This window comes from Planctomycetaceae bacterium (assembly GCA_039680605.1).
In the GTDB taxonomy this organism is placed as follows: Bacteria; Planctomycetota; Phycisphaerae; order SM23-33; family SM23-33; genus JAJFUU01.
The window spans coordinates 59,345-84,993 of record JBDKTA010000004.1 but is presented as its reverse complement, the minus strand read 5'-3'; the positions used below and the strand labels follow the sequence as shown (position 1 = coordinate 84,993).

Here is a 25,649-nt window from a genome sequence, read left to right as displayed (position 1 = left end):
CCTCTTTTCAATCCGCAATCCGAAATCAAAAATCCGTAATCGAACGGGTGGCTGAAGGGATTCGAACCCTCGACCCTCTGGACCACAACCAGATGCTCTAACCAACTGAGCTACAGCCACCATGTGCCCGCAAAAGGGCGACAGGGAATCATACCATCGCCGCTTTAAATGGTCAACGGGGCGATGGCGTTTGTGACGTTGGGCGGTCGGGGAGCAGGGGCGGGACGCCCATGCCACTATATAACTTTGCCCAGCTCGCGCAGGACTCTTACGTCCTGCTTGTGGATGGAGCCGCCCGGCAGCGGACCGGTGTTGAGCAGGAGATTGGCGCGGGCCTTGCGCGCGGCGGCGAGCATGTCCCGCACGCCGATGATCGTGTGGTGCTGCGACTTCTTGACGTAGCCCCATCCGCCGCCCTGCAGCGTGGTGCAGATCTCCAGCGGCTTGCCCTGGCGCGGTTTGTGGATCTTGCCCGAGTGCTCGGGGGCGAAGAAGTCTTCGGTGCCCAGGTAGCCCCACTTGTACGAGACCAGGGCCTGCGGCTGCAGGGAGTGGATCATGTCGTAGAGTTCCTGCACGCGGAAGAGGTCCTTGCCGTTGTCGGGGTCGTGGCGGGCAACCATCGCCCCGCGCGGGTTCTTCGGTACGCCGTAGCCGTCGAGCCAGATGCCCGCGACGGGCCCGTACTGCGTCAACAGCTCGGTGATCTGTGCGGACATGAAATCGACGTACTTGTTCAGGTCGTGGTGCTTGCCGGTGGCGTACGAGCGCTCCGGCGGATCGAACTCGGGCCGGGCGTGGCTGCCCCACTCGTCGTTGTTCGGAGCGTGCGGGTGCTTCCAGTCGCGGCCGTGCGAGTAGTACAGGAACAGGCCCAGCCCCTTGTCGGCGCACTGCTGCGCCAGTTCGGCTACCAGGTCCCGCCGGGCGGGGGAGTTGACGGAGTTGAAGTCGGTCTGGCGGGTCTCGAACAGGCAGAAGCTGTCGTGATGGCGCGTGGTGAGGTTGACATACTTCATACCCGCTTCCAAAGCCAGGTCGGTGATGAAGTCGGCGTCGAAGGCGCGGGCGAAGAAGCGGTCTTTGAGTTTGGCGTAGTCGGCCGGGCGGATCTTCTCGCGATGCTGCACCCACTCGTGGCGGCCCAGCAGCGAGTAGAGCCCGTAGTGCATGAACAGCCCGCGTTTGGCGTGGCGGAACCACTCGATCGCCGCCTTGTGCGGGCTGCGCGCATAGAGGGCGGCGTAGTCCTTCAGGTAAGACGGCGGCTGTGAGCGGTCGGGGACACGCACAACGGAGTTGTGCGTGGCACCCTTGCTGCTTCTCGGGGCGTGTTTGCTCATTAGTGTTTGCTCGCGGGTTGCGCGGCAGAGGCGGGCACCCGCCCGCAAGGTCGCGCCTCGCGGCGCATCTTTTCGTCGAATGCCTGCATTACGCCCTTGAGCCTGGCGACGATGTCCGGATGATCCGCCGAGACATCGTGCAGTTCGCCGACGTCCTTTTCCAGATCGAAGAGCTGCGTGATGATGCGCGAGTCGCGTTCCTTTCGCCACGCCGGGCCGATGCGGAGCTTCCATTTGCCCGCCCGCACGGCTTCGAGCTTGCCCTGATTATAGTAGTAGAAGGCCTCGTGCGGCGAGGCGGCGCCGGCTTTGCCCAGCATGAGCGGGGCGATGTTCTTGCCGTCGATGACGCGGTCTGCCGGGGCGGCGCCGCCGGCCAGCGCGGCGATCGTCGGCAGCAGGTCGATGGTGGCGGCGACCTCCGAGCAGACCGCCCCGGCGGGGATGCGCCCCGGCCAGCGCATCACGCACGGTTCGCGCATGCCGCCTTCGTAGGTGGTGGTCTTGCCCTGGAAGAGCGGGTCGGCCGAGCCGCCCTTGTCTTTCTTGATCAGCCACGGGCCGTTGTCGCTGGTGAAGATCACCAGCGTCCGCTCGTCGAGGCCCTGCTCCTTGAGCGTCTTGAGGATCTCGCCGGTTGACCAGTCGATCTCTTCAATCACGTCGCCGTAGAGCCCTCGCTTGCTCTTGCCCTTGAACTTTTCCGACACCGCCAGCGGCACGTGCGGCATGGTGTGGGGCAGGTAGATGAAGAACGGGCGGTCCTTATTCTTCTTGATGAACTCCATGGCCCGCTCGGTGTAGCGGCGGGTGAGCTGGCTCTGGTCGGGGCCGTGCTCGATGGTCTTTTCGCCGTCCATCAGCGGCAGCGGCTTCATGTCGTTGCTGTAGGGCAGGCCGAAGTACTCGTCGAACCCGTGGCGCGTCGGCAGGAACGGCGCGTGGTGCCCCAGGTGCCACTTGCCGATGCACGCCGTGGCGTAGCCGCGTTTCTTGAGGATGTCGGCGATGGTGATTTCTTTCTCGCTCAGACCGGTGTCGCTGGCGGGAAAGAGCACCGCGTTGATGTTCACCCGCGGCGGATAGCACCCCGTCAGCAACGCCGCGCGCGAGGGCGAGCAGACCGGGGCGGCGCAGTAGAAGTCGGTAAACTTCATGCCCTCGGCCGCCATGCGGTCGATGTTGGGCGTGCGGATGTTCTTGCTGCCGAAACAGCCCAGGTCCTGATAGCCCTGGTCGTCGGTGAAGATGACGATGACGTTGGGCGGGCGATCGGTCTCGCCCTGGCCCAGCAGCAGCCGCGGCAACGCCAGCGCCGCCGCGCCTGCGCCGAGAGTCTTCAAGAACGCGCGGCGATTTAATGTGGCGTGGGCGTCAGCCGTAGCACGGGCGTCCCGCCCATGCTCTTGGTTTCTGCACGGGCGAGACGCCCGTGCCACACAACCCTGCACGGGCGAGACGCCCGTGCTACTCATGGGCAAGATGCCCATGCTACTGGGCGCGACCGTGCCTGTTGCTTTATGCATCGTTGTAGTGGCTCCAGAATTCGCTGCAGGTGTCGCCCATGTCGTCGCGCCAGGCCACGAGGCGCTTGCGCAGGCGTTTGAGGTGAGCGGCGCAGGCGCTTTGGCCGGCGAGGTTGTTCAGCTCGAAGGGGTCGCTCTCGAGGTCGAAGAGCTGCGTGGTGCGCACGCCCTCGACGACGTATTCGATGAGTTTCCATCGCTGGTGGCGCACGCCGCGATGCAGGTGGCGGTACGCCAGCATGGCCCCGTCGCGCACGGAGGCCTCGTCGTCATGGAGCACCTTGACGAGGCTCGAGCCTTCAACCGTTTCGGGCGGTTCGATCCCCGCCAGATCGCACAGCGTGGGATAAATGTCGATCAGGTTGGTCAGCGCAGTTCGCCGCTGCCCGCGGGGAATGCCCGGGCCCGAAAAGATCAGCGGCACCGTCACCGAGTGCTCGTAAAGGTTCTGCTTGCCCATCAGCCCGTGGCGACCCAGCGCCAACCCGTTGTCGCCGGCGAAGACGATGATCGTGTTATCCCACTGGCCGGTCTCTTCCAGGGCCTTGAAGATCTGCCCGATGCGGTCATCGATATGCGTGATCATCGCGTAGTATTCGGCCAGATGACGGTGAATCTCCTGCTCGCTGCGCGGGAAGCCCGCCAGCATCTCGTCGCGCACTTTCATGTCGCCGTTGTCGAAAGGGTGCAGCGGCATGAAGTTTTCCGGCGTCGGAAGGCGGTCGGCGTCATACATGTCGTGGAACCGCGGGTGCGTGTCGCGCGGGTCGTGCGGGGCCGTGTATGACACGTACGCGAAAAACGGCTGCCGCTTGTCGTGACCGCGGATGAAGTTTACCGCCGACTCGCTGAACAGGTCGCTCGAATGCTTCTTGTCTTCGTGGTACATCGCCTCGGCAGGGTAGCGGCCGGAGGGGTCGAACGGGTTGAGCGGGACCTGGAAGTGGTCGCTCATGCCGCCGAAAAAGATCCGCTCACCGGCAGAGAAGCTCCGCGCGTACGAGGCCGGACCGTTGTGCCACTTGCCCGTGCCGAAGGTCCGGTAGCCGCCGGCCTGGAGGCACTGGCCCAGCGTGACATGCTCGGGGGGGATCTCCTGGCCCTGGTCCTGGATGTGGAAGAGGGTGCGGCCGCTGTGGAGCATGGCGCGGCTGGGCATGCAGACGGCGCCGCTGGTTCCGCCGAAGATGTAGTTGCTTGTGCAGGCGGTGCCTTCCTTGACGAGGCGGTCGATGTTGGGCGTGAAGATGTGGCGGTTGCCCAGGGCGGCGATGGTGTCGGCCCGCTGGTCGTCGGTGAATAGAAAGAGAATGTTCGGACGCTTGCGTTTGCTCATGGGTGCTTCCTTGCCGGGGGCCTCACGTGAAACCCGTCACGCGGCCGTGCGGCACGGCGATTTATGCGCCGCGTGGCCGATGCAGATGGGGCCGCAGGTATTATCGCCGCGCGGCGCCCGAGGGGCAACATGGCGCGACGAATCACTTGCGTTCGAGAATTGCCAGCTTGCCGCTCCAGGGCGCCTCGACGGGTCGGTAGCCCACCAGGTCCTGCAGGCGGTGCAGCGCCGGTCCGCTGACGACCGGCAGCATGGCGGTAGTCAGCGTGGCGCCGGAGGCGCCGTAGGCGGTTTGGTATCGGTTGATCGCGCGGTCTTTGACGGCCCAGAGCGCCAGCGGCACGAGGATCTCGCGCGAGCGGTCGTCGGCAACCAGGCGCTTATCGTCATGCACGAACTGCTCGAAGCGGCTGGCGATCTGCGAGCGGATATCCCGTCCCTGCAGCGGCTGGCGGGGCAGCGCCGCCCGCTGCCACAACACCCCCGGCGCTGCCGGCAGGGTGCGCCAATCGTCGTCGGCCGCCAGCAGCGCGTCGATATCCGCCAGGGTCATCGTGCGTCCGTCGATGTCGAAGGGGCGCTGCTCCAGCAGGGGGCGGGTGATCGTCTCGCCCTCGCGAGCGAGCATCGCCAGCTTGATCGCCCACGCCGCCCGCGCGTTGTACCAGTAAGCCAGCGCCTTGTCCGCCGCCGAGGCGCCGCCTTCGGCGGCGAACTGCCCCGGCGTGGCGGTCGGTCCGTTCGCGGCCAGCAGAGCCAGTTGCTTGTCGAGGTCGTCTTTGACCCACTGGTACTCGGATGCCTTCAGCACGCCATCTCCATCGACGGCGTCCTTGAGCACTTTCGCCAACGGCGCGTAGCTCAGTGTCGGCGCTGCGGCTGCAACTGGCGGCAAGGTCAGGGGGACTTTTGTCGGCGTCGGCGCCGCCGGGCTGCCGCATCCCGCCGCCAGCAGAAAAGCCACACACCCTATTGGCGCCAGTTTCATTCTTCTCTCGATGGCAGCAACGTTTCAGGCCAGGTCGGGACAATCCGCCTTTACAGAAGGATCCGCGCCGATTCGAGGCTCTGGCATGCCCGCTGCCATTGGGCTTGCGCATATTCCCTCATGCCGCCACTCCATCTCTATGAGCCGCGCGATACAGGGGGCAGTCGAGCGTTTCGTATTCTTTTATATCGACGGGCTTGGCGCTGATGCGGCGCCCGAGACGAATGGACAAATCATATAGTGCATTAATACATTTCTGCAGGTCTTCCCCGTAATCACTGGATTCTCTCAAAAGAGCCAGGACGTCAAGATCGCTGTCGGGGCCGGCTTGCCCACGGGCTTCGGAACCGTACAGGATTACTCCCTTCAATCTGCCGGCAAAAGCAGATTCGAGGGCTTTCTTGATCTGGTTAAGCGTTTCCGGGGCGATCATGTCTTCACCGTTTTTTTGACATCAGAACAATTGTAGAGCGCCGCCGGCGCCAGGACCAGCCCCGGCGCCCTTTCATCGGCAGTCCTGCTTCATGATCTCCCGCAGGACGACGGTGGCGTAGCAGCCGCTGGGGGCGGTGAAGCGCAGCTCGACAAACTCGCCCGCGTCGTCGGTGCCGGCCGACAGCGAGGGCTCGCCCAGCGGGAACCGCAGCGGGCGGCGGCCGCCCTTGGCCTTGAGCGGTCCCAGGGCGCGGAAATCCTGCCCGGCCAGACCGGACTCGGTCAGCACGGCCTGCTCGATCTCGCCGGCGGAACCCGTAGCCATGCTGCCGCGATAACCGACGATAGGGCCGGTGGGGCTGATCTCGAAGGCATCGGCCCGCGGCTGTTCTGCCGCGGCGTCCTCGACATAGAAAACCGCGCCCGAAGCGGTCTTCTGGGCCATGTCGCCGGTCCAGAGGCGGTCGAGGCTGTCGATGCGCCGCGCCAGGACGGCGTTGAACAGTTCGCTCTGCAGGGCCGAGACGTACAGCCGTTTCATGCGCTTGTCCACGCTGCGCAGAGCGTCGGCGGGGCGGCGCTTCTTCATGAACGCCGACAGCGCCCGGCGCTGCTCGCTGTAATGCCGCGGCCAGTGCGACAGCGCCTTGTCATAGTTCCCGGCGTCGAACTCAGCCCGGGCGGCGCGGCAGTCGGGCGGGTCGTCGTCGGCCGGCGCTCCCAGCAGCAGCTTCACGAATGCGTCGAGATCACCCGCCACCAGCGCCCTGCCGAGCAAGGCGGTATCCGCGCGTGCGCCGAATCGCTGAGGCCCGAAGTAGTTCGGCGCCCCGCGGCGCTGCAGTACGTCCAGAACAGCCTCGGCGGCGCCCGGCGCCTCAGTGGCGGCGCCGCGGATGCGGATGGCGAAGCGGTTGCCCCGCAGGTGGCCGGGGCGCAGCTTGTTGCCGTGCCGCGACACCTCCAGCACGCGAATGTTCGCGTCGGCAAACGCCGCCAGCTTTGCCGCGTCGGCGTGTTCGAGGCTGAGCCACTGCGTGGCCACCGCCTGGGCGTCTTTGAGACCGGCCAGACCGATGTCGTGAGGCTTGACCTTCATGTAGCGGGCGAGGCGTTCGACGGCCGCCGGCGTCGGGATGCCGCGTTTTTCGATGCGGAAGTAGAGGTGCGTTCCCTCGCCGCTGGCGGCGTAGAGGGGAATCTCGTCAACGCGAAAATCTTCGATCCGCGAGCGAATGCGCCCGCCGATTCCAGCAAGGTCCGGGGTGAGGTATGGAAGGATCATGGTTGGCTCGTTAATTGGTTAACTGGTTGACTCGTTAACTGGTCAATGCGGTAATGGCTGATACGGGCTCCGATCCCAGTCAACCAGGTAAACCAGCCAAACAGTCACAGGACCTTGAAGAACCGTTCGCTCTTGGACCCGCACACGGGGCACTTGTCGGGCGCCTGACCCCAGCCGGTGTTTCCGCAGGTGCGGCAGACGAAGGTGTCCTGGGTCGGAAGATCTTTGCCCTGTTCGACGGCCCGGAGGGCTTCGCTGTAGAGACCGTGGTGGATTTCCTCGGCCAGCAGCGCGTTCTCGAACGAACGGGCGGCGGCGGCGTTTTCTTCATCTTTCGCCTGTCCGACGAACTTGGGGTACATCTCCTCGAACTCGAACCCTTCGCCCTTGATGGCGGCTTTGAGGTTCGCCGCGGTCGAGCCGACCTCGCCGGCGGCGTCGAGATGGGCCAGGGCGTGGACGCTTTCGGCCTCGGCGGCCGCCCGGAACAGGCGGGCGACGTTGGGCAGCCCTTCGATATCGGCCTTGCGGGCGAAAGCGATGTAGCGGCGGCTGGCCTGGCTCTCGCCGGCGAAGGCGTCTTTGAGGTTCTTGTCTGTCAGCATTAGGTGCTCCTTGTTGCAATTAAGCTGTGGTCATTATAGCGGCGGTTTTTGCATGTGCGATAGATGCTGCGACGCACGCGGGGCAAGCCTCGACGGATTGCTGCATGCCCGTCACGGACTGCTATCCTCCGGCGTCACTTCAATCGCCACGGGATAGCGCACGGTTTCGGGCAGGACGAAGAGCACGTGTCCTTCGTCGACGCGGGTGACCGGTTCGATCGGACGGCCCATCGCCTGGGCGCGGACGGCGCCTTTCCAGTCTCCGGCGACAAGGAAGACCGGGGCGGCCACGCCGGCGGGGCGGGTCGCAGCCGAGGCGGGTTGGCTGGCCGGGGCGGGCGGCGGCGAGATCGTGAAGCGGCAGTGCCCGGCGGCGTCGGCCTTGAGACAGTAACAGCCTTGCGATTCGTCGAACCCGTCGCGGCGGATGTCTCCGGCGGCGTGCTCGACCTGTCCCATCGTGGTCTGCACGCGTCCGGGGACCATGAAAGACTCCAGCAGCGCCTGCTGTCTGGGCCCGGGTGCGGATTGCAGATAGCTCCAGCGGGCGACGGGGCCGGGGAACTCGGCGGCCAGCAGTTCGCTGCCGCGCCGCCCCAGGCTCCAGGCGGCCGGTGCGAGCAGGCGGATTCGCAGCGAGCTGATCGCCCGCCCGCCGGCGTTGTTGACCTCGATCCCGGTGACGGTTCGCCCGTCGGCATAGAAGGTGTAGTCCCAGCGGATCTGCCGGACCGCCAGCGAGACCCACTCGCCGGCCTGCGTGGGGAAGTACCAGGTGTTGGCGATGCGGATGCGCGAGGCGTTGTGCTCGAGCAACTCGACGGCCCCGACGCGTCGGGGGCCCATCGGCTCGAGGTCTTCCCATCCCGCCGCGGGCTGACCTGCCGCGGCGATCGACACGACGGGCTGGTCCTCTCCCAGGCGCCACAGTCCGTCGGGGCTCTGGCTCAGGCGCATGGGTCCGCGCCCGGGCAGTTCGAGAGTGTAATCGAGTCCGCTCTTGAGCAGCTTGATTCCCGGCGGCGTCGGCTCGATCGCGCGGCGATTGTCGATGAGCATGATGTCGTCGAGGTTGAACATGACATGACCGGCGGCGTCGACGAAGGCGATCTCGATGGCGCGGACGGCCTTGGTGTCGAACCCGGCGGCGCGCGACAGGCGCTGGATGTCGATCAGGACGGTGTTCCAACCGATCTGGACGATCGTGTGCGGCGAGGTCCAGGCGGTCTTGTCGGTCCGCAGCGTCACGCGCAGGTCGTCGCGCAGGGCCTCGCTGTACAGGGCCATCGACAGCAGGGTGTAGCCGCTGAAGTCATGCACCTCCTGCGGCGAGAACACCAGCCGCCCCTGCGGGGGCAGCGAAACCTCCATCGCCCCGGCCCCGGTGCGAGTGACATTGACGACGAACTTGCCCTTGCCCGCCGGCGCCGCGTCGGGGCCGCCCTTGGCGGAAATCGTGAACCAGTCGACCTGACGATGACCGGGCAAGGCCGGCGAGTCTTCAAAATCGCACAGCGAGACAAAACGCCCGGTAACGGTCTCGCTATACACTCGCGACTGCTGAAGCGGCAGCGGCTCCATCGCCGGTGCGCCGGCGGGGGCACTGGCCGGCGCCGAGGCCGGTTGAGGCCGCGGCCAATCCCAGTTCCAGATCCACACCTTCCACCCGCATCCGCCTGCCAACAGGCCACCCCACGCCGTCAAGGCGATCCAAACCCCAAATGAAATCCAGCGCCTGTTCATGGCCGCAGATTATAACCCCGGCAGAGGCAGAGATCACGTTACTGAGGATGTTTGATCGCTAGCCTGAAAAGGGTGTGAACCGCAGAGATCGCAGAGTACGCAGAGAAGCAAATGGCTTAAGACAAAAACCATCTACGGACGGCGGCCGGCAAAATTGCTCAACGCTTTGGGCGGCGAAGAGCCCGCTTTGGTTGCGGCCGAGCGAAGGGAGGCCGCGCCAAGATCTCCGCGGTGAAATACCCGGGCTAGTTTGGGCGCGGGCATATGATTGTCTGCTTGGACGTCGGCCGAAGCGGCAGATTTGTATAAGAGATTGATAGACAAGTACTTATAGATGCTACCAAATTGGTAATCGGTCGAAACAGACAAGAATAGACAACGAATGGACAAAGTACTGGACGGGCGATGGTGCTCTCCAGATCCTCAAAACCGGCAACTGATGTGGCTGGGCGGGGAGCAAGGACGGGAGCGCCATGCCACCGCGCTACGGGGGAGGCTGGGGCAGGCGGCGGCGAACCAGGTCGTCCATCAAGGTCTGGTTCCACCCTGGGGCGGTGATCAGCGGGGCCACATACGTGCTGACGAAGTACGTGGTGGTGCTGGACAAGTGCCCGCCGATGTTGCCCGTCAAGGCCATCTCCCGCCGCCAGCCGATCTCGAAGAGGTTCTCGTATGCCATCCCTTCTTCGCCCGGGCTTGACCTGAAGCCCACCGCCCCGGCCGAGGATGTGTAGCGGCCGTCCATGGTGCCCGCCACCGCCGTCCCGACGCCCAGCAGCATGTCCAGTTCACTATAGAAGTTGACGATGCCGCGGCGGCTATGCACCAGGGCCATGTCCAGCGGATATGCCGGCGACAGGGCCGGGGCGATCAGCACGATGCCCTCGACCTGGCGGCTGGGGCTGAGCGACTCCGCCGTCCAGACGGCGATGGCCGAACCGCCGCTGTGCCCGACGAGAAAGACCGGGCGGTCGGGATGGTCCATTTGATATTCTTCGATGCGGGCGGCGAGTTTTTCCGCCTGGCGGCGGTTGCGTTCCTGGGCGCGGAGGTTATAGAGCGGTCCGCCCCAGTCGCTGGTCCAGGGGTGGACGGTGATGGCGTACTCGACGCCGCCCTTGTTGAGCCCGCGGGCGATGTCGTCAGTCAGGACGCTGCGCCCCTCGATGCCCGACAGCACGATCACCAGGCCCAGTTCCTGCCGCGCCGCCGTCATGTACGGTTGGGAGTTGCAGCCCCAGGCTGCAGCCGCGGCCAATATGAGCGCCCATCGCATGATCATCGTGAAGGATTATATCGCCTCAGTTATGGGGGGAAGTCGCGGCGGAGGCACTAAATGAAGAAGTAATTCGTTTTCTTGAATTACTTCTTCATTTAAGGCCGTTTCCACCTGTCGGCGCAAGTATTCATCAAAGCCAAACCACTGCTTTGATAAATACTTGGTGCCTCTACACCGCTGCAGCGAGAGGCGTCCTTTACGCCGGACCCATCGCCTGCCAGTACTTGTACTCGTAGGCCCAGTCTTCGCGGCGGGAGGTCACCAGCTCGCGCATGCGCTGGGCGAAGGCCCGGCGCCCGGCGGCCTGCTCGGGGAAAATCGTGCGATTGGCCACGCACTCGACGAGGCGCTTGCCCAGGTCCGCCGCCGCCTGCAGGCGAGCGGGGCGCTGGGCGCCGTCGTGAAGCTCGTAAGCGGCGGCCGAGGCGCTGCCGACCGTCCAGCACCCCACCGCCTGGGCGAAGTTGAGGATAAAGTCCTCGACTTCCTTGCTCTGGGGCCCGCCGCTGGTGACGATGGCGGCGGCGTACTTGGCGGTCATGGTCTGGCAGTGGACGGCCGCGCTGCAGCGGTCCATCAGGGCCTTGAGCTGCGCGGTGACGCCGCGCATGTAGTTGGGACTGGCCAGAATGATGCCGTTGGCCTCGTCGAGGGCCGTTCGCACGGCGGCGAAATCGTCGCGGATTCCGCACGCCCCGATCTCGTGGCAGCGTTCGCAGCCGCAGCAGGGCTGCACCTTCATCGTCGCCAGGGACAGGCGGGTGACTTCGGCGCCGGCGTTTCGGGCCGAGGCGATGGCGGCATCGAGGAGCATGGCCGTGTTGCTCTTGTCGCCGCGGGGGCTGCCGAGGATCGCGAGAATTTTCATGTTGGACTCCTTTGCCTGGTGGATCCACTGCCGCGGAGATTTTATCCGCTGCCTGTGCCACTGTCTGCGCCCATTGTACCTTGGTCGAATGACGCCCATGCAAAAGAAGCAGAAATGGCCGTCTATCCCGTCCCGCTGGACGGGGAGTGGATTAGGAACAAAGATGGGAACGGGGAGAGTTCTCTTTCAGAACCCGCGGATGGTTCCCAATGCTCGGTTCACGTTCTTGTTACTGTCCGTCTTCGCAGATGCAGATTTCGGTCAGGGTCTTCTTGGGCAGCGGCGATGGGCATCGGCCGCCGGGTTCGTCGTCGGGCAGGACCGTGATGCGAATGACCTCGGTGTGGATGTTGCGGTCCTGCTTGAGGGCGGCCATCATTTCATACTCGCCGGCGGGCACATCCAGGACGACTCGGGCGGGGATGGCGATCTTTCCGCCGGTGTCGACGATCTGGCGGTAGGGCCTGGGCGTGTCGCTGCGCGTCGGGTCGAACAGCGGCGTGAAGTCGCCGTGCCTGCCCTCGACGAGCGGGCGGATCAGGAAGAACACGTCCGACGGGCCGACGGGCCAGCCGTTGTACGGGTCGATGGTGTAGGAGGCGGTCCCCTTGTTCTCCAGGCGCAGCAGCACGCTGCGCACGCCGCGGCAGTATTCACCGCGGGCGGAGAGGAACGTCAGGGCCATGTCGGCCCGCGGCGGGACCGGCGGCGGGGTCGCCTTGGCTTGGGGCGCGCAGATATCCGGGCAACCGCAACCGCACACCATCAGCAGCAACGGCGAGAAAAGAACCGTCGCCGCCAGCGACAAAGAAGGGTTCTGGCGGATCATGAGGAATCCTTTCCATAGGGGCAGCGTTTGTCCATAAACGCCTCGGGGGCATTATACGAAAAACGCGCCTCTATGCAAATTTTCAGACGATTGTGTAAATTTTTTCCGAACTCATACCGACGCCGCAGGCAAGGCTTGTCCACGCCACGTCTGGCTCGGATGAACGCCCAGTGCCCCTGTGAAGCGGCTTATCCCCGCAATCCGGACCGGTCCCGGTTGCAGAATCGCTTTCAATGTCCGGCGATACCTCGTATATTAGTCAACGACTATGGCCGATTTCGAGAGAACTTGCTGGCGAGGCCTGGAGGTCCATCACCCCGCGCACTGGGAAGTGGCTGTGGCCAGCGGTCTCAAGCAGGATCACCGCCTGGTGCTGGCCGACCGATACCATCACCGGCTCGATATCCGCTGGAAACATCTCGACTACGACCCCCAACTCGAGCGAGTGATGGACCGCTACCGCCAGCATGAAGGCGGCAGCGTCGAGTATCAGGCGATCGACTCCCTGCCGCAGGGATGGCTGGGCGTGCTTCAGCCGCTGGAACCCAAGGGCGTCCTGGCGCACCTGGGCAAGTTCTTCCAGCCCCAGGGCGTGCTGGTCGAGGCGACGTTCTTCTGGGCGGGCAAACGCGACGTCAATCTCGAGCGCGACGTGGCCGAGCGGATGGCGCCGCAGGATGCCGCCGCCTTGCGCCGCACCTGGCAGGCGATGGGCTTGAGCCTGGAGATCGACAAGCAATACGAGCTGACCGAGGCCGACCTGAAGGTCGGCCGTCTGCGCTGGACGTTCACCGCCGGCCGCGACGCCGCCGAACTGGTCGTCGAGCGCATCGCCCTGGTGGAGCAATGGCTGGACGAACCGCTGCGGCAGTGGCTGGCGCGGGAGCTTCCGCGGGAGTTCACGCCGCTGCGTCAGGAGACGCTGGCCGAGGCGCCCCATCGCATCGAGCGCGTGACCAGCCAGGCCAAGATGTACCTCCACCACACGCTGCGGGGGATTCGCCGCCTGCGGGTGGACCAGGCCTGGCTCTGCCCGGTCGAAAGCCGCGTCTATCGCATGACCGCCAGCCAGGCCAGCCGCGAGCAAACACTGGAGTTTCCCGCTCACGTTGCGGTGCGATGTTGTCATCGTCCGCCCCTTGTGGGCGCGGCCGAGGGTTAAAGAGGTTGCCCATGATATTCGCCAGCAAGAGCAAACGGCTGCCCAGCCACGCGGGGACTGCGCCGTTCCTGCGCACGGTGCCGCGGTTGAACGCGTCTCTGGACGTGGAGCGGCGCTCCAGCGGCAAGGTCGTGGTGGAGGTTCCGATGGAGAAACCGTGGTACATGGTTCCTCCGGTGACGTGGGTTCTGCCGATCCCCAACGGGCGGCGGATCGAGCTCGACGCCCTGGGCGCCGGCGTGCTGGACCTCTGCGACGGGCGGCGCAGCGTGGAAAAGATCATTGAATTATTTGCCTCCGGCCATAAACTGACGTTTCGCGAAGCCCAGCTTTCGGTGACGCAGTTCCTGCGGCAGCTCACGCGTCGCGGAATCGTTGTCTTGGTCGGGCTCAAAGAGGACACCGATAAGCCATGAACGCCCTTGACGTCCGACAACAAGTGCGCCTGCCTTTGTCCAAGTGCGTGGAGCTGGTCCTGTCCGGCGTGCGGTTTCGCCTCTTCCGCGCGGCGATCACGGTCGTCATCATCGCCCTGGCAGTGGCGTTCCTGATGACCATCCTGGCCGAGGGCACCACCGCCCGCGAGGTCTCGGTGGCCATCGAGCGCCAGACCGCCCCGCGGCGGTTATTCCTGCTGTGGGTCAGCCGCCTGGCCACGCCCATGAAGGAAAAGGACCTGACCGAAGAACTCTACCGCCTTGACGACACCCTGCGCCGTTCCCAGGCCAAGGGCTCGCACGTGGACGCGGCGACGGTGGCCCTGACCCATCGCCGCCTGGACGAACTGAAAACCTGGGGCAAACTTTCCGACGCCGAACTGGACCAACTGACCGACGTGGCACGCCGCCAGATCGATCCCAGGACCGGCGTCATGACCTACTTCGAGACCCTGACCGAGGGGCTGCTCCGCCCGCTGGTCGGCAGCGTCCGAGGCAGCGACATTATCGTCACCCTCGCCGATCCGGAAAAATACAAGCATTGTGAAGTCGAGGCCACACGCATCGGAAAGAAGCTGCCCGAGGGCCTCAAGCAGTTCGTCGCCGACTGGCATCGCACCATCCCGCTGCGCCAGAAAGTGCTCAAGGGACACGCCGACGCCGTCCTGCAGGCGGCGGTGCTGTTCAACAACAACCCGCCGCGACTGGCGCTGGCGACGGCCGACGACTCCCTGCCCGCAAAGCTCGCCCCGCTGGGGTTCATGATGACCGGCGAGGAACTCCAGACCGTCCGCGTGCAGGCCGCCCTGGCGCGCGACGCCGACACCATCGCCCAGAAGCTCGGCTCATCCTACCTCAAGGCCATGCTCGCCAGCCGCTGCGAAGAAAAAGCCGGCTCCGTCAATGCCCAGATGCTCTATCAGCAGACCGCCACCGCCGACGGGGCGCAGTGGCTGGTTCAGCAGACCGACGCCGCCCGAGGCTACAAACCCCAGAACCTCTCCGATCGCCAGATCCGCGACCTGGCCTTGACGCAGGTGCCCCTGACTCAGGCGCAGTTGACGGTGGATCTGGCCGCGGCCGTCATGGGCGAGATCAGTTGGACCTCGCTGGCCGAGTGGGGCGGCAAGATGGACGACAGCGTCGTGCGGCGCCTGGTCAACGTGGCGCGGTGGCAGGAGGGGTATGACACCTTCTTCGGCAACCTCAATCCCAAGGACCGCCTCGAACTGCTCGGCGAGGAAAATCCCAATGACCCCTATGCCAGCATCGAAACGACCGAGGGGTTCGACCGCATGGCCAAGATCCTCGAGCGCAACAAACGCGTGATGGAAAAGACCGTCGCGGCGATGGAATGGATGAAGAAGGAACTCGCCGACGATATCGCCGACGACAAGGACCCCCAGGCCAAAGCCCGGCACCAGGCCCTGCTCAAAGAGGTTCAAAGCGGCACCGTCACCGAACTGGCGGTCTTCCGATATTTCATGGACGTGTACAGCCGCACCAAACCGCCGCGGATGCGCATTATCCAGGGTCGCCAGAACGCCTTGGACAAGGTCCGCCAGGCACTGCACATCGAGGAGATCGCGCAGGTCCGCCACGGTCTGGCGATGGCGATCTACGCCCTTTTCGAGATCGACACCACCGAGCCCGGTGAGCTTCGGGCCCTGTGGCAAAGCCAACTCGCCCAGCTCCGTGCGGACCGGGCGAACCTCGGCAGCGCTGCGACGCCGCAGACCGGCGTGGTCGACATGATGATCCGAAGCCGCCAGGGACTCATCGAGGCCCTGGACAAGGCCGGCCCCCAGGACCTGCGCGGGCAGTTGCACCAGCAGTCCGACGACCTGGCCGCCAGGCTCCGGACGCTGGAGGCGGCGATGGTCAAAGCCGTCGACGAGGACAAGGATCTCAAGCCCGCGGTCATTCACGCTCTGGCGCAGAGGACGGCGGCGGCACAGGAGATCGCCTCGCTGCTGACGGTTCCGCTGGTTCGTCAGCAGGCGGCATTGCGGTTGCGGCTCAAGCCCCACGAGCGGTGGATGGTCAACGAGACCGAGTTGTTCAAAGAGATCAGCAGCGAACAGGGCGCGGTGTGGTTTGACGAGGAGATCGGCAAGATTGCCGGGCTCTCGCCGATGGGTCTGTCGGTCCAGCGAGTGGCGGAGGTGTCGCAGGACCGCCTGGAACAGACGCACCTGTCGGAGCTGGAGGCGACGGTGGGTCAGGCGGCCAGCGCGAGCTCGGACGAATTGTTCGCCGGCTTCAGTGCCCGGACGTTGTGGTTGATCGTGGTCAGTTTCATCGTGTGCATCGTCGGGATCGCCAACGCCATGCTGATGAGCGTGACGGAGCGGTTTCGCGAGATCGCCACAATGAAGTGCCTGGGCGCCACCGACGGGTTCATCATGGTGAACTTTGTGCTTGAGTCGTGCCTCCAGGGCGTCGTGGGCGGGTTGATCGGGGCGGCGCTGGGTCTGCTGCTGGGGATGGTTCGCGCGGCGGGCAGCTACGGCATGATGGCGCTGGAGCATCTGCCCTGGGGACAGATGTTCCAGATGGCGGGGGTTTCGATGGTGGTGGGGCTGGGAATTTCCGCCCTGGCGGCGGTGTACCCGGCGTGGGCGGCGGCGCGGCTGGCCCCGATGGAAGCCATGCGGATCGAATAGCTAACAGCAAGGGTTGGAAGGCGTATGACAGAAGCATCGACAACCAAGGCCCACGCGCCGGACGTCGCGACGCGCGGCGTGCTGATCCGCACGCGGAATCTCAAGAAGCACTACCGCATGGGCGAGGTGGTGACCGAGGCGCTGCGGGGCATCGACATCGAACTCTACCGCGGCGAGTTCATCTGCGTCATGGGACCTTCCGGATCGGGCAAGAGCACGTTCTTCAACATGGTCGGCGGGCTCGACAGCCCCACCAGCGGGCGCGTGTTCATCGACGAGGTGGACGTCGCCCAGCTCAACGCCATCGAACTGGCGTTCCTGCGCTGCCGCAAAATCGGGTACATCTTCCAGACCTACAACCTCGTGCAGTACATGACCTGCCTGGAAAACGTCACCGTGCCGATGGCCTTCGCCGGAACCGACGTCGACACCGCCCGGGACCGCGGCATGGAACTGCTGGCGATGGTCGGGCTGGCCGATCGGTGGTTCCACAAACCCATCGAAATGTCCGGCGGACAGCAGCAGCGAACCGCCATCGCCCGCGGAATGGCCAACCAGCCCTCCATCCTGCTCTGCGACGAACCGACCGGAAACCTCGATCTGCGGACCGGCTCGGAGATTCACGATATCCTCAGACGCCTCAACAAGGAACGCGGTGTGACCATCATCTGCGCCACCCACGACCACCGATTGATCAACATGGCCGACCGCATCATGTGGGTTCGCGACGGCCAAGTCGAGCGAATCGCCAACCGCAGCGATGTCACCGTCGAGACCGGCGCTATCGGGGGGCACGAAAATGAGTAACCGACGCCTGCCCATCGCCCTGGCCGCCCTGATCGCGACGCTCTGGGCCGCCGCCGCCCCGGCCGCGGACGACTTCTGCAGCCCCGGCGAGTTCAAGGACTTCCTCGAAACGATCGTCGGCACGCCGCTGGTCAAGAGCGAGATGCCCGGCCGTCAGGTCGGAGCGGTCAACCGCCTGGCCGGACGCGTCGACGGCAGCTTGCGAGCGGCGGTCTATGTTCATCAGCAACTGGGCGAGATTTCCCGTCAGGCGGCCCGAAAAGGGCAGAAACCGCTGGAGATCTTCACCCAGGACGTGCCCGTCGTCCAGCCGCTGATGACCGAGTGCCAACTGACCATCGACGGCAAGACGCTGCCTCTTCATGCGGTGCGCCCCAACCTGCTTCAGGCCTCGATTACCGTCGAGGAAGGCCTGACCGCCAAGACCATCTACGTCGGACGCGGCGACGTGGTCGACTATAAGAACGCCGACCCCTCCGACAAGATCGTCGTCATGGACTTCAACGCCGGCGCCAACTGGCTGACGGCGTTCTCCTTCGGCGCCCGCGCCGTCATCTTCGTCGGCGACATGCTCGCCGACGGTTGTGACCACCACATCAACATGCCCGCCAACATGCCCCGCTTCTATGCCACCGGTGAAGCGGCCAAACTCCTCCGCACCGCCCAGGGGCGCGAGGTGACGATCAAGGCCGCCGCCACCTGGCAACCGCTGCGCGGGCGCAACGTCATCGCCGTCATCCGCGGAACCGACCCCACCTTCGCCATCCGAAGCCGCAAGGCCGGTTCCGCCGGCGAAACCGTCGTCCTGGCCGCCGGCCTGGATACTTACGGCGAAGTGCCCGAGGTGACGCCCGGCGCCCGCGACGGCGGCAACGTCGTCGCCCTGCTCGAGATCGCCCGCTACCTGACCTTCAACCGCCCCAAGCGGGACGTCATCGTCTGCTTCTTCGACGGACAAGCCCAAAGCCACGCCGGCGCCCGAGCCTTCTACGGGGCCATCAGCCGCGAAAACTTCACCAAGAGCTCCGTACCCAGCCTCGAAGACCGCCTGGACATGATCCGCAACGAGCGGGAATTCATCGAGGCTGCCGCCGAGTTCCTCGTCCAGGACCAGACGGCTGACCCCGATCTGGCCCTCATCGGCGCCGCCCTGCCCCTGCCCAACCTCTTCGACGGCGCCCCCCGCGCCGCCTGGTTGTCGAACCTGGCCGCCGCCCTGGACATGCGCGTCAACGTCCAGGCCAACAAGGTCGACGACAGCGCCCTCAACGACGCCCAGAAAGAACTGGCCGCCGCCCTGCGAAAGCAGATCAAAACTTCCGGCGCCGAGGTCGATCTTGAAGCGGCCTTCAAGGAATGCCTCGCCCAGGCGCGACAGCGACTCAAGACCGCCATCGCCCAGAACAAGACCCTGCTCGATGAACTGACCCAGGGCGCCAAGGACGTCGAAAAGCTCGAGAAGAACCTCCAGGCCCTGCGCGCCAAGGTCGGGGCCTCGCAAGCGGAACTGGAAGCGGCTGAAAAAAGCGTCATCGCCGCACGCAAGACCATCAAGAAAAACCGTGCCGAGGCCGTCAGTTTCGAACCCTTCGGCACCGTGGGCAAGGTTGCCCTGGTCGTCGCGGGCATCGTCGCGGCACTGCTGACCGGCGGCGGGGTGCTGAACCTGCTGCGCGCCCATAAAGCCGTGGGCGCGGGCATGCTGATCGCAGTGGCCGCCATCGTCGCGGGCAGTTGGATCTTCTGGAACCGCCAACAGGACCATGCCAGGAGCAAGGACTCCGTCCGCAAGCTCATCGAGGCTCGCGATGCATGCTACAGCCTGGAGATGCAGATCAAGTCCCTGCCCGCCTTGCGCAAGCAATACGAGGACTACCTGCGGTACCGTCCCAACCTGGACGAAACGCCCATCTCCTGGTTCAAGTGGCTGCCGGATCGCTGCCGGAGCCTGGCCGACGCGACGAACCGCCATCAGGACCGCTTCCGCCAGATGCTGCGAGAAGAAGCCCGCCAGCGCAGCAGCGAAAAGCTCAAGGAACTGCGCCCCCTGCGCGTCACGGTCAAACGACTGGGCATCCGCATCCGCATGGTCCATAAAACGCCCGTGTGGTCCGAGAGCCTCAAAGCCGCCACCGTGGCGATGTCCTCGAAGAACCTGCCCGAGGCCGCCCAGATCCTCGTCGACGTGCGGCAGAAGGTTGAAGAGGCCCGCGAGCAGATGGAATGGGCGCCCTTGAGAGGCAAGCTCGAACTCGATTCGCCGCCCGAGGTGCTGGCTGAATGGGCCACGACGCTCCAGGGCGAGATCGCGACGCTGCAGAAACAACTGCCCGACCTGTATCGCCAACTGTACGAGCTGACGCCCGAAGACAAGCTGATCAAGGAAGAATACGACCGCCTGTCGGGGGAACTCCGCCAGGCGACCCAGCCCGCCGACAAGTACCAGCGCATGATCGCGCTGCAACCGCCGGACCCCAAGGGCCCGATCCCCCCGGCGGATTACCCCTTCGGAACCAACGACCGGCTCGAGGGCGACGACCTGTCGTGGAACGGCGTTCAGGCGCTGATCCACGAGCGCGAGACGCCCGAGGAAGGCACCGCCACGCTGATCAGCCTCTTCAAGGGCATCGAACACCTCAAGCAGCGCCAACGCGTCATGGAGATCATTCCCCAGCGCTTCAGCCAGCTTGTCAGCACGGCGGTGCAGAGCCTCGAGATGCGCACCCGCGAGCTCGACCAGATGTACGTCGACACGCTGGCCGACCGCCAGCTCCGCCAGGCGATGGGTCCGCGGACCAACACCATCGTGCTGCACCTGAGCCTGAGCCTGGGCGACGCCCGCACGCTGTGGGGGTTCTACCAGGGCGAGCACTCCCAGCCCAACCCCAAGGACAACATCGCCAACTACAGCGCGATCTACAAGGCCATCCGCTCCATCGACAAGTCGCGCAGCGTCAAGGCGCCGGACTTCGACCCCCGCTCCGTCGACCAGACGTATAACCAGAACCTGTTCGTTCCGGCCAAAATCGCCGCCAGCGGAACCGTCGCATCGAGCTTCGGGATCCTCAACGTGACGATCACCACGATGCTGGACCCGATGAATCGCCAGGGTCAGCCCGGCGACACGCTGGAGGCGCTGAACGTACCGCACATGTACGCCCAGGCCTCGCAGGTGGCGCCGTTCCTGGGCCAATTGCTCGACGACTCGCGCCTGGGCAACCAGTCGCCCCTGCAGCCTGACGTGGGATACGCCGAGTGCCGCTGGATCAACAACAAGACCATCGGCTCCGACGTGGGCGCCGCCGCCATGGGCGGCGCCATGCGCCGCGAACCGTGCATCGGCGCCGTGATGGCGCTGCTGGACAAGGGCAAGTGGCGCAACCCCAGCGAGGTTCCGTCCGGATACAACCACGCCATTCAAGTCATGACCGACTCGCAGGGCATGTACGAGATCGGCCCGGTCATGACGTCGGCCTACGGCGACATGATCCGCATCGGCGCCATGTTCAAACCCACCCGCAGCAGCGAGGACGCGACGATGCTGCCCGGTCCGCGCGGGCTGATCACCTCCATCACCAACCAGGCCACCGTCGGCGGCGCGGCCACCGTGTCGGTGGACCTCTTCGAATGCCGCCACTTTTCGATGGTCAACTACGGACCGGCGCGGGGGATCGTCGCCACTACCGCCATGCGGGCGCTGTCGACCTCCGGGTTTGATCCCACGCGAAGCCTGACCGCCGAGTTCGGGAGCATCCTGACGCTTTACGCTCCCCTGGACACCCGGGGCATCAAGCTGTTCAACCCCTACGGCGTGGTGCTGCTCAACAATGCCCCCACGGCCAAGGAGTACTACGGGCGGGGCATCCCGCTGTCCGACCCGTTCGCCCACCCGCCGACGAGCCTGTGTTCGGCTCAGGACATGCGAATCCTCAATGAGTACCGCCTCAAACTCCTGCGAGACAACCGCATCACCCAGGAATCGCTGGAAGTCCTCAACGGAAAGGCCCTCGACCTGGAAGAGCAGGCCCGCAAGGGCGGTATCGCCGCCTCGACCGACCGGTACTACGGCCTGATGGCCGCCGCCGCCGGCGTGGCGCGGCGACCCTACGGTCCGCTCAAGGACGTCATGAACGACCTGGTGACGGCCGTGGTGCTGTTGCTGCTGCTGGCGATGCCTTTCGCCTTCGCCCTGGAGCGCCTGCTGATCGGCACGCCGCACATTTACCGCCAGATCGCCTGGTTCTCGGTGTTCTTTATCACGACCTTTGCGGTGCTGTACCTGGTGAATCCGGCGTTCAAGCTGGCCAGCACGCCGATCATCATCTTCCTGGCGTTCTCGATCATCATTCTGAGCACGCTGGTCATCGTGATCATGGTTCGCAAGCTGCAGACCGAGATCAAGAAGATGCAGGGTCTGGCCAGCACCGTCCACAGCGCGGACGTGTCGCGCCTCTCGACGATGATGGCGGCAGTCAACATGGGCATCTCCACCATGCGGCGCCGCCCGTTGCGAACGGCCCTGACGGCGACCACCGTCCTGCTGTTGACCTTCACCATCCTGACCTTCGCGTCCTTCGGCAACAGCTGGGACCTGCGCAGCACGTACGAAGGACCCATGAGCGGCGGGCCCGAGCGCATCCTGATCCACCATCCGCTCTGGAGCCCCATCGACCAGGGCAGCTATGACAGCGTCCGCGGGGCCTTGTCCGGCCAGGCCCTGACCGTCCCGCGCTATTGGGTAGCCCCGACTGCCGCCGGCGCCCAGGCCGCCGCCGCCCAGGGTTCCTCCAGCAGCAGCGAAATGCTCCTGAGCGACCTCTCGACCCAGAAGCTCACTCCCGTGGCCGCGGCGATCGGGCTGGAGAAGACCGACCTGGACCGCCAACCGATGCTGGCGGAGATGTTTGCTTCCGGGGCCAAGCTCGAACTGCTCAAGGGCAACGGGATCTTCCTGACCGACGCCGTGCGCAAGGAACTGCGCCTGGAGAACGAAGACATCGGCAAGACGATCGTGCTGCTGCGCGGCGTGGAGTTGGTCTACGCCGGCGTTGTCCGCGACGCCATGCAGAACTTCACCATGCTCGAAGGCTCGAGCATGCTCCCGGTGGACTACGAGGCCTCCGGCGGCGCCAACACCCAGGACTTCACCCGCACCAAGACTGACGACGCCCTGGCCGAAACGCCCGACATCGAGAGCGCCCAGTTCGTCCATTTCAACGTCGACCGCGTGGTGGTCGTCTCGCCCGAGACCGCCCGCAAGATGGGCGGGCTGATCCGCTCGATGGCCATTTACCCCCACAAAGCCGAGCAGACGCAGGCGGCGGCGAAACTGGCCGCTTACGTCCTGCCCCTTCCGGTGTACTACGGCGAGGGCGGCGGCGTGTACCGCCTGATCTTCACCTCGCTGACCAAGGCCAGCGGCGTCAAGGATCTGCTGATCCCGGTGATCCTGGGCGGGTTGATTATCTTCGCCACCATGCTCGGAAGCGTCAGCGACCGCGAGCGCGAGATCTACACCTTCAGCTCGCTGGGCCTGGCCCCGCCGCACGTGGCCAGCCTGTTCTTCGCCGAGGCCAGCATGTACGCCATCATCGGCGGCATGGGCGGGTACCTGCTGGGGCAGATCGTCGCCCGCATCCTGGGCATCCTCAGCGGATACGGGATCGTCCCGCCGCTGGACATGAACTACAGCTCCACCAACGCCATCGTGACGATCCTGATCGTCATGGGCACGGTGCTGGTCTCGACGATCTATCCCGCCGTCAAGGCCTCCCGAAGCGCCAACCCCGGCATCCAGAGGCATTGGCGCATCCCCAAGCCGCTCAACAATCTCTACGACCTGGTCTTCCCCTTTACCGTCTCGTCGTATGACATCACCGGCGTGGTCAGCTTCCTCAAGGAGCACTTTGACAACTTCTCCGACACCTCGATGGGCGTCTTTGCCACGACCTCCAGCGCCATCATCCGCCAGTCGAACAACGACATGCTGGGGTTTGAGGCCGCCGTCGCCCTGGCGCCGTTCGACCTGGGCGTCAACCAGAAGTTTGCCCTGTTGAGCCAGCCCAGCGACATCGAGGGCATCGACGAGGTGCGCATTATGATCTACCGCGTCAGCGGCAGCCAAGGCGACTGGCAGCGAGCCAACCGCGTCTTTATCAACGACCTGCGCAAGCAGTTGCTCATCTGGCGATCGCTTACGCCGGAGATCATGGACGAATACCGCCGCAAGACCCTTCAGGGCTGGGACGGTCTCAGCGTCAAGCTTATTGACGGCCAGACGATAGGAGAGTCAGCGTGAGTTCCGTGCGACTGGATAAAGAACTCGAACTCTTCCGCGGCCTCATGAAGGTGCCCAGCACCTTCGAGGATGGGTTTACCTGGCCGACCTTCTTTGGTTCGCTGTTCATCGCCCTGCTGATGGTTCCCGGGGCGATGTACATGGGCCTGCTGATGGGCGGCGGCTCGATGCCCGCGCAGTGGGTGACGGTGATTCTGTTCATCGAGGTGGCCCGCCGCGCGCACAAGCACCTCAAGCGCAGCGAGCTGTTCGTGCTGTTCTACATGACCGGCGCGGCGATGGGCAACCCCTTCGGCGGTCTGCTGTGGAACCAGTTCTTCGTGCAGTCCGAGGGCGTCGCGTCGATGGGCATCGCCCAGTACATGCCCGACATCTGGTGGTACGCCCCGACTGACCCGGAAGTGCTCGCCCAGCGCACGTTCTTTCACGTCGCCTGGCTGCCCGTCATCGGCATGATCGTCTTCCAGACCTTCATCGGGCGCATCAAGGGAACCATCCTGGGATACGGCCTCTTCCGGATCGCCAGCGACATCGAAAAGCTCCCCTTCCCCATGGCCCCGGTCGGGGCACAGGGTCTGATGGCTCTGGCCGAGCAGCAGACCGAAAGCACCGACGCCGAGGCCGTCGGCGACGCTGAGGGCAAGCCTGAGAACTGGCGATGGCGGATCTTCAGCATCGGAGGCATCCTGGGTCTGAGCTTCGGCGCCCTGTACGCCGGACTGCCGGTGCTGTCCTCGGCGGTGCTGGCTAAACCGATCATCATCTTTCCCATCCCCTTCGTCGACTGGACGAACAAGACCTCCGACCTGCTGCCGGCTTTCGCTACCGGGATCAGTCTGGACCTGGGCAACTTCCTGGGCGGAATGGTCATGCCCTTCTGGGCGATGGTGGGCAGTTTCACCGGCCTGGTGATCACGGCGATCGTCAATCCCTTCGTGCTGTACCGCCTGAACATGCTGCCGAGCTGGTCGCCCGGCGACGACACGATCCGCACCACCTTCGTCAACAATATCGACTTCTACTTCAGCTTCAGCATCGGCATCTCGATCGCCATCGCCATCGCGGGCTTCTGGCAGGTGTACAAGAGCTTCCAGGCGTCCAAGGCCGAGGCCAAACACAAGCAGCAGATGCGCATCCAGCTCGACGCCGAAGACGCCGACCGCCTCTCGGCGATCAAGGTGCAGCGAGGCGATATTCCCACGCCGATCATCATCGCCACGTACGTCGTTACCAGTCTGACGTACGTGCTGATGTGCGGCTGGCTGATCGACTGGCACCCGGGAGTCATGGTCTGCCTGTTCTTCTTCGCGTTTTTGTACACGCCGCTGATCAGTTACGTCACCGCCCGGCTGCAGGGATTGTCGGGCATGTCGGTAAACATCCCGATGGTGCGCGAGGCGGCGTTCCTGCTCTCGGGCTATACCGGCGGCATCAAGCTGTGGTTCCTTCCGGTGCCGATGGACAACTTCGGCGCGGGCGTGACCTTCTGGCGCCAGGCGGAACTGACGGGCACGAAGTTCTGGTCGATCTGGAAGTCCGAAATCCTGCTCACGCCGATCATCCTGCTCTCGTCGATCTTCTTCGCGCAGTTTATCTGGAGCCTGGCCGAGGTGCCTGGTCCGGAGTACCCCTTCGCCCAGAAGATGTGGGAGATGAACGCCGCCAACTCGTGCATCATGTACACCGCCACGCTGGGACGCTTCAGCCAGTTCAATGAGAGCTTCCGCTGGGACTACCTCACCTACGGTACGGGCGTGGCCACGATCCTCTTTACCATCCTGTACGGCCTCAAGCTGCCCATCCTGTTGATCTACGGTATCCTGGGCGGTCTCAACCAGACCACGCCTCATGGCGTGCTGCCGCAGTTCATCGGGGCGCTGATCGGACGCTATTACTTCCAGCGCAAGTACGGCGAGCAGTTGTGGCGACAGTACATCCCGGTGGTTGCCGCCGGGTTCGGGTGCGGCATCGGACTGATCACCATCTTCTGCCTGGGCGTGAAGTTCCTGGCCGAATCCGTGATCAAGATTCCGTTCTGAGGA

Annotated in this window: 17 protein-coding genes and 1 tRNA gene; 6 read left to right on the top strand and 12 right to left on the bottom strand. The window is 64.8% G+C overall.

Annotated elements, in window-relative coordinates; translation table 11 throughout:
- Nucleotides 1-46 precede the first annotated feature (46 nt).
- From ABFD92_00645 to ABFD92_00590, 12 genes are all read right to left on the bottom strand, one after another.
- A tRNA-His gene (locus tag ABFD92_00645) sits at nucleotides 47-120 on the bottom strand.
- Between the two features lie 116 nt (nucleotides 121-236).
- Entirely contained in the window at nucleotides 237-1,343 is a 1,107-nt protein-coding gene (locus ABFD92_00640) for an alpha-L-fucosidase (GenBank protein ID MEN6503019.1), read from the bottom strand.
- A complete protein-coding gene (locus ABFD92_00635) occupies nucleotides 1,343-2,869 on the bottom strand; it encodes a sulfatase (GenBank protein ID MEN6503018.1) in 1,527 nt (508 codons plus the stop codon). The genes ABFD92_00640 and ABFD92_00635 overlap by 1 nt, the downstream gene beginning before the upstream one ends.
- Nucleotides 2,862-4,205, bottom strand: coding sequence for a sulfatase-like hydrolase/transferase (locus ABFD92_00630; protein MEN6503017.1), 1,344 nt, complete (start codon nucleotides 4,203-4,205; stop codon nucleotides 2,862-2,864). Before ABFD92_00630 ends, ABFD92_00635 begins: the two co-directional genes overlap by 8 nt.
- Before the next feature lie 142 nt (nucleotides 4,206-4,347).
- The gene (locus ABFD92_00625) at nucleotides 4,348-5,193 is read right to left on the bottom strand and encodes a hypothetical protein (GenBank protein MEN6503016.1); all 846 of its coding nucleotides are present in this window, start codon (nucleotides 5,191-5,193) and stop codon (nucleotides 4,348-4,350) included.
- Between the two features lie 118 nt (nucleotides 5,194-5,311).
- Nucleotides 5,312-5,626 (bottom strand): nucleotidyltransferase domain-containing protein, encoded by a 315-nt coding sequence (locus ABFD92_00620; protein MEN6503015.1) that lies wholly within the window; start codon nucleotides 5,624-5,626, stop codon nucleotides 5,312-5,314.
- Between the two features lie 72 nt (nucleotides 5,627-5,698).
- On the bottom strand, nucleotides 5,699-6,913 hold the full coding sequence (truD, locus tag ABFD92_00615; GenBank protein MEN6503014.1) for a tRNA pseudouridine(13) synthase TruD: 1,215 nt from the start codon (nucleotides 6,911-6,913) through the stop codon (nucleotides 5,699-5,701).
- Nucleotides 6,914-7,017: 104 nt separating this feature from the next.
- Nucleotides 7,018-7,518, bottom strand: coding sequence for a rubrerythrin family protein (locus ABFD92_00610; GenBank protein ID MEN6503013.1), 501 nt, complete (start codon nucleotides 7,516-7,518; stop codon nucleotides 7,018-7,020).
- Nucleotides 7,519-7,629: 111 nt separating this feature from the next.
- Nucleotides 7,630-9,261 carry a hypothetical protein gene (locus ABFD92_00605; protein ID MEN6503012.1) on the bottom strand — a complete coding sequence of 544 codons (1,632 nt, stop codon included), beginning with the start codon at nucleotides 9,259-9,261 and terminating at the stop codon, nucleotides 7,630-7,632.
- A 484-nt stretch (nucleotides 9,262-9,745) separates the two neighbouring features.
- Complete coding sequence (locus ABFD92_00600) at nucleotides 9,746-10,543, bottom strand: alpha/beta hydrolase (GenBank protein MEN6503011.1); 798 nt, start codon at nucleotides 10,541-10,543, stop codon at nucleotides 9,746-9,748.
- Nucleotides 10,544-10,736: 193 nt separating this feature from the next.
- Nucleotides 10,737-11,408, bottom strand: a complete 672-nt coding sequence (locus ABFD92_00595) for a flavodoxin family protein (protein MEN6503010.1) — start codon at nucleotides 11,406-11,408, stop codon at nucleotides 10,737-10,739.
- A gap of 229 nt (nucleotides 11,409-11,637) precedes the next feature.
- Nucleotides 11,638-12,237 (bottom strand): hypothetical protein, encoded by a 600-nt coding sequence (locus ABFD92_00590; protein MEN6503009.1) that lies wholly within the window; start codon nucleotides 12,235-12,237, stop codon nucleotides 11,638-11,640.
- Between the two features lie 337 nt (nucleotides 12,238-12,574).
- Here ABFD92_00590 and ABFD92_00585 point away from each other — a divergent pair, with 337 nt between their 5' ends.
- From ABFD92_00585 to ABFD92_00560, 6 genes are read left to right on the top strand one after another with little or no spacing between them, the layout of a single operon-like run.
- Entirely contained in the window at nucleotides 12,575-13,399 is an 825-nt protein-coding gene (locus ABFD92_00585) for a hypothetical protein (GenBank protein ID MEN6503008.1), read from the top strand.
- Nucleotides 13,400-13,410: 11 nt separating this feature from the next.
- A complete protein-coding gene (locus ABFD92_00580; protein ID MEN6503007.1) occupies nucleotides 13,411-13,815 on the top strand; it encodes a PqqD family protein in 405 nt (134 codons plus the stop codon).
- The gene (locus tag ABFD92_00575; GenBank protein MEN6503006.1) at nucleotides 13,812-16,502 is read left to right on the top strand and encodes an FtsX-like permease family protein; all 2,691 of its coding nucleotides are present in this window, start codon (nucleotides 13,812-13,814) and stop codon (nucleotides 16,500-16,502) included. The genes ABFD92_00580 and ABFD92_00575 overlap by 4 nt, the downstream gene beginning before the upstream one ends.
- A 24-nt stretch (nucleotides 16,503-16,526) precedes the next feature.
- On the top strand, nucleotides 16,527-17,309 hold the full coding sequence (locus tag ABFD92_00570) for an ABC transporter ATP-binding protein (GenBank protein ID MEN6503005.1): 783 nt from the start codon (nucleotides 16,527-16,529) through the stop codon (nucleotides 17,307-17,309).
- On the top strand, nucleotides 17,302-23,607 hold the full coding sequence (locus ABFD92_00565; GenBank protein ID MEN6503004.1) for an FtsX-like permease family protein: 6,306 nt from the start codon (nucleotides 17,302-17,304) through the stop codon (nucleotides 23,605-23,607). The genes ABFD92_00570 and ABFD92_00565 overlap by 8 nt, the downstream gene beginning before the upstream one ends.
- Nucleotides 23,604-25,646, top strand: a complete 2,043-nt coding sequence (locus ABFD92_00560; protein MEN6503003.1) for an OPT/YSL family transporter — start codon at nucleotides 23,604-23,606, stop codon at nucleotides 25,644-25,646. Before ABFD92_00565 ends, ABFD92_00560 begins: the two co-directional genes overlap by 4 nt.
- The last annotated feature ends 3 nt before the right edge of the window (nucleotides 25,647-25,649 follow it).

Coding starts and splice junctions, on each gene's coding strand:
- truD (MEN6503014.1), bottom strand. CDS start 6,913: ATGATCCTTCCATACCTCACCCCGGACCTTGCTGGAATCGGCGGGCGC.
- ABFD92_00575 (MEN6503006.1), top strand. CDS start 13,812: ATGAACGCCCTTGACGTCCGACAACAAGTGCGCCTGCCTTTGTCCAAG.
- ABFD92_00570 (MEN6503005.1), top strand. CDS start 16,527: ATGACAGAAGCATCGACAACCAAGGCCCACGCGCCGGACGTCGCGACG.
- ABFD92_00600 (MEN6503011.1), bottom strand. CDS start 10,543: ATGATCATGCGATGGGCGCTCATATTGGCCGCGGCTGCAGCCTGGGGC.
- ABFD92_00590 (MEN6503009.1), bottom strand. CDS start 12,237: ATGATCCGCCAGAACCCTTCTTTGTCGCTGGCGGCGACGGTTCTTTTC.
- ABFD92_00620 (MEN6503015.1), bottom strand. CDS start 5,626: ATGATCGCCCCGGAAACGCTTAACCAGATCAAGAAAGCCCTCGAATCT.
- ABFD92_00630 (MEN6503017.1), bottom strand. CDS start 4,205: ATGAGCAAACGCAAGCGTCCGAACATTCTCTTTCTATTCACCGACGAC.
- ABFD92_00640 (MEN6503019.1), bottom strand. CDS start 1,343: ATGAGCAAACACGCCCCGAGAAGCAGCAAGGGTGCCACGCACAACTCC.
- ABFD92_00595 (MEN6503010.1), bottom strand. CDS start 11,408: ATGAAAATTCTCGCGATCCTCGGCAGCCCCCGCGGCGACAAGAGCAAC.
- ABFD92_00625 (MEN6503016.1), bottom strand. CDS start 5,193: ATGAAACTGGCGCCAATAGGGTGTGTGGCTTTTCTGCTGGCGGCGGGA.
- ABFD92_00635 (MEN6503018.1), bottom strand. CDS start 2,869: ATGCATAAAGCAACAGGCACGGTCGCGCCCAGTAGCATGGGCATCTTG.
- ABFD92_00605 (MEN6503012.1), bottom strand. CDS start 9,261: ATGAACAGGCGCTGGATTTCATTTGGGGTTTGGATCGCCTTGACGGCG.
- ABFD92_00565 (MEN6503004.1), top strand. CDS start 17,302: ATGAGTAACCGACGCCTGCCCATCGCCCTGGCCGCCCTGATCGCGACG.
- ABFD92_00610 (MEN6503013.1), bottom strand. CDS start 7,518: ATGCTGACAGACAAGAACCTCAAAGACGCCTTCGCCGGCGAGAGCCAG.
- ABFD92_00580 (MEN6503007.1), top strand. CDS start 13,411: ATGATATTCGCCAGCAAGAGCAAACGGCTGCCCAGCCACGCGGGGACT.